Source organism: Shewanella sp. ECSMB14102 (genome assembly GCF_000813075.1).
Taxonomy (GTDB): domain Bacteria; phylum Pseudomonadota; class Gammaproteobacteria; order Enterobacterales; family Shewanellaceae; genus Shewanella; species Shewanella indica.
In genome coordinates this window covers 1-4,029 of the sequence record NZ_JWGX01000091.1, presented here as the reverse complement: position 1 = coordinate 4,029, position 4,029 = coordinate 1, and the positions used below count along the sequence as shown (strand labels likewise).

At 46.4% G+C, this 4,029-nt stretch carries 4 protein-coding genes and 1 pseudogene; 2 read left to right on the top strand and 3 right to left on the bottom strand.

Annotated elements, in window-relative coordinates; all coding sequences use genetic code 11:
- Window positions 1-702: pseudogene (locus RC73_RS21310) on the top strand (IS630 family transposase); the annotation flags it as partial.
- Here RC73_RS21310 and RC73_RS21405 read toward each other — a convergent pair.
- Complete coding sequence (locus RC73_RS21405; RefSeq protein WP_222116214.1) at window positions 638-853, bottom strand: transposase; 216 nt, start codon at window positions 851-853, stop codon at window positions 638-640. The pseudogene RC73_RS21310 and the gene RC73_RS21405 sit on opposite strands and share 65 nt — an antisense overlap.
- A 331-nt stretch (window positions 854-1,184) precedes the next feature.
- Window positions 1,185-2,285: a tRNA (uridine(54)-C5)-methyltransferase TrmA gene (trmA, locus tag RC73_RS19340; protein WP_039036163.1), complete on the bottom strand. Its 1,101-nt coding sequence runs from the start codon at window positions 2,283-2,285 to the stop codon at window positions 1,185-1,187.
- Window positions 2,286-2,450: 165 nt separating this feature from the next.
- On the opposite strand from trmA, the gene murI reads away from it, so the two are divergent.
- Window positions 2,451-3,254 carry a glutamate racemase gene (gene murI, locus RC73_RS19335; protein WP_039036162.1) on the top strand — a complete coding sequence of 268 codons (804 nt, stop codon included), beginning with the start codon at window positions 2,451-2,453 and terminating at the stop codon, window positions 3,252-3,254.
- A gap of 5 nt (window positions 3,255-3,259) precedes the next feature.
- Here murI and RC73_RS19330 read toward each other — a convergent pair whose 3' ends face one another.
- Window positions 3,260-3,709 carry an RNA recognition motif domain-containing protein gene (locus RC73_RS19330; RefSeq protein WP_039036161.1) on the bottom strand — a complete coding sequence of 150 codons (450 nt, stop codon included), beginning with the start codon at window positions 3,707-3,709 and terminating at the stop codon, window positions 3,260-3,262.
- Window positions 3,710-4,029: the final 320 nt, after the last annotated feature.

The window sequence follows — 4,029 nt, the reverse complement described above, 5'->3', positions numbered from 1 at the left end:
GTGAGTTTGGTGTCGAGTACCACCTCAATCATATCTACAAGCTACTCAAGGGCATGGGGTTCAGCTGGATAACCAGCCGCTCCAGGCATCCTAAACAGACTCAAGGCGTGCAGAACGCTTTTAAAAAAGTTTACTCTGGAAACTAACCTTCACACACCTATCCATATACGACCACACCAGATTGATATTTGGTTTCAGGACGAAGCCAGATTTGGTCAGCGAAATACAACAACACGACTCTGGGCATCGAAAGGCAGTAGACCCAGAGCGCTAAAACAGCAGCAGTTTGAATACGCGCACCTCTTCGGCGCAGTCTGTCCCGCAACAGGAGAAACTGAAGCCATCATCACGCCGTTTGTTAATAAGGACATCATGCGCCAGCACCTGGAACTGATCGCCAACCGAACTAAACCAGGATGACATGCTGTGGTGGTAATGGATGGTGCAGGGTGGCATACCAATGACATTGCAGTTGATATCCCCAACTTGTCGATATTCAAATTGCCGTCCTATTCCCCGGAGCTAAACCCCATCGAACAGGTGTGGGGTTGGCTACGCCAACGTCATCTCGCTAATCGCTGTTTCAAAGGATATGAGGACATTGTGGATGCTTGCAGTCAGGCTTGGAACGACTGCGTCAGCAGTACAAAGCGAGTGATAAAGATGTGCACCAGAGACTGGGCGAAAGTGACTGAACTTTAATGCGGAATGGTATTAAAAGCCGCTTGAGCTTTATTAGATTGCTTGGGGGGATATCTAAGCAATGTGCAACATCTGCGATGGAATGGCTACGATCAACAAGCTGTTTGACTGCTCCAACTTGGAACTCTTCAGGGTAATGTTTACCACTCAATGACCAGCTATTTTTCAGTTATTTTATCTAAGGAAGGTGCGAATAAGCCTTTGTGGCGTTCTCTTGTGTAGAGAGCGGGTTGCTGTGAAGGCCCCGAAGTTCGTGGCTTACAGACCAGAATGCTGTGTTGTGTTTCTAGCAAAGGACTAAGGCCATTTGCTACGAACCACGTCTTGCATTTAGTCATGTAAGCCGACGCAGTGCATACATGGGACTTGTTCGCAGTTTCTCTAACTGAGAGGCGTCTAGGAAATCAGTGGCGATTCAGCTTCCATATCCCCCACGCCGTACCTTGAGTTATTCTCGTTATAGTATGGCAACTCTGAAACCTTTATTTAATGCGCTTTAGCAATACACCCGCTTCCATATGGTCGGTATAAGGGAATTGATCAAACAAGGCAAAGCGTCTGATCTCATGAGTCTGACTCAATTGTTCGAGATTCATTGCCAGGGTTTGTGGGTTGCAAGAAATATAGAGAATAGAGTCATAACTCTGTACCAAGTTGACGGTCTCGGGATCCAGGCCGGCTCGCGGTGGGTCAACAAAGATGGTGTTGCAGTCGTAACTCTTGAGGTCTATTCCCTCCAGACGTTTGAAGCTACGTTCACCCGTCATGGCTTGAGTAAACTCTTCGGCTGACATACGAATTATTTGCAGGTTCTCAGTGCCGTTTTGCTCAATATTGTATTGAGCGGAATCGACAGAAGGTTTGGCTAATTCAGTTGCCAGTACCTTAGTGAAATTCTGTGCCAGAGCAATGGAAAAGTTGCCATTACCACAATAGAGTTCAAGTAAATCGCCGTTACTGTCACGGGTACAGTCTATCGCCCATTCCAGCATTTTGGTCGCCACATGGGCATTAGGCTGGGTGAAACTGTTTTCCACTTGTTTATAGATGTATTCCTGCTGGTTGACTTGCAGGCGTTCGATAACGAAATCTCTATCTAAGACAAACTTCTGTTTGCGGGCTCGGCCGATAATATCGACCTTGAACTCTTTCCCGAGTCTTTGTTTCAACGCCTTGGCTTCATCGAGCCAGTTATCATCCAACTGCTTGTGATACAGCAGTGACACCAAAATCTCGCCGGACAGAGTAGAGAGGAAGTCTACTTGAAACAGCTTGTGTCTCAGTATGCTGTTGGGGCGTAGCTCGGCCATCAGTGCTGGCATCATTTGATTGATAAGGGCACTGGCTGGCAGGAATTGATCGCAACGAACCTTGGCTTGTTGTTGTTGGTCAAACATGTAGTAGTAGAGGTCATCTCCGTCATGCCAAACCCGGAATTCTGCTCTCATACGGTAGTGTTTCTGTACCGAGGGAAATACCTCTAATACCGGCGGAGTGAAGCGGGCAAAGGCCTGTTCCAGCTTGAGACGCTTTTGTTCCAACTGCGTGTCATATTGATTGGGGTCCATTGCTTCTAAATTCATAATATTCACTCTTGGCTTAAAACCGGGGGCGCAAATATTATACTACGTGGCGCTTATGTCCAGTTTCATTCCTTTGTGCTTTTATTCAAGCTGTGAAAAAATAAGTTCTTATCTGCTTTCGTGGTTTCAAACCATGACTCGTCTTATATCGTTTAGAGGCTCAATTTGTCACGTCCCATACTGGTTTTTGACTCAGGCATAGGTGGCCTATCGGTGCTGAAAGAGATCCGTAAGCTATTGCCGCTGAGACAGTATTGCTATCTGTTTGATAACGCGCGCTTGCCTTATGGTGAGCTCGCGGAAGCAGAGTTGATAAACGGATGTGTGGACTTGGTTACTACCATGGCCAAGCAGATAGATGCCGCGATAGTGGTCATAGCTTGCAATACAGCCAGCACTTTGGTTCTTCCCGAGTTGAGATCTCAACTGACGATTCCTGTTGTCGGGGTTGTACCCGCTATCAAACCGGCTGCGGCTATCTCCAAGCGAAAGCATATAGGCTTACTGGCCACACCGGGAACTGTCAAAAGGGCTTATACCAAGGAACTGATCAATCACTTTGCCAACGACTGTCAAGTGGAACTCTTTGGTTGTTCAGAACTGGTATTGCTAGCAGAGGCCAAGGCGGCTGGTCAGGCCATAGATATCGCAGAAATGAAGAAGTTACTGCAACCTATCATCTACAGTGAACTAGATGTGCTTGTGCTTGGCTGCACTCACTTTCCTATGCTGAAGCCTGAGCTACAACAAATACTGGGTGATTATGTTGAGTTATTGGACTCCGGTGAGGCGATTGCGAAGAGAGTGAAGAATCTACTGCAATATCAGCAGGAAACCGCTGACTTAGATCAACCAAGTAATGAATGGGCTTTTTATACCAGCGAGAGAATTACTGAAGGATTGAAATCAACGCTGGCCGAGTATGGTTTTGCTCAAACGGCCAAGACCTCGACCAGCGTGATGACGTAGGACTACTATTCCTGTTTATCTGAATCTTGCGATTTGGCTTCACGTACTTTCAGGGTGCGCTCCTGGAATATGAAGTCATTTAGTTTGGTCATCGCCTTTTGAGCGCCGGACTCTGACATTTCCACAAAACCAAATCCTTTACGTCTGCCGGTTTTGCGATCTCTCACTAAACGAACAGAATTCACTGGACCGTATTCCTCAAATAATAACTTTACTTCAGTGTCGTGTGCTCTGTAAGGGAGGTTACCCACGTAGAGAGTCATGGTTGGGCCATTGTAAGTTTCTTGTCCTTTAGCTTGAGCCTGGCTTGGACTGGATGTGAATGCATAAACTGCAGCAGCAAGGAGTGCACCAACAGGGAAGGCCAAAAATGCAGGCAGTTGAGGCATGAGTTGGTATATCGCAAGCGCGCCCAGAATGGCGATGCCCAACACAATCAAAAATGACTTTTGCATAAGAAATGTTCTCTGTGAAGAATAATTGATAAATTACTGTTAAAAGCAATGACTATGGTAATGAATTATTTACCTTTAAACCAGACTGACGCCCAAAAAATGACCTTTGCTCTCATTTTTAAACATAAGCAGGACCTTTAAGCTAAGTTTTTTATGCAAAAAGGCTATTAAATGGCCTTCGAGGTTAAAAGGTAGGCGCTTAGTGTAAGGGGGAGTAAAAAGCTCTTGCGCTATTGGCTGGCCTCCCTATAATGCGCTCCCACTGACACGACACAGCGGCAACGCGAAAGACGTGGCAGGGTCGAAGAAAAGAGGCTCTC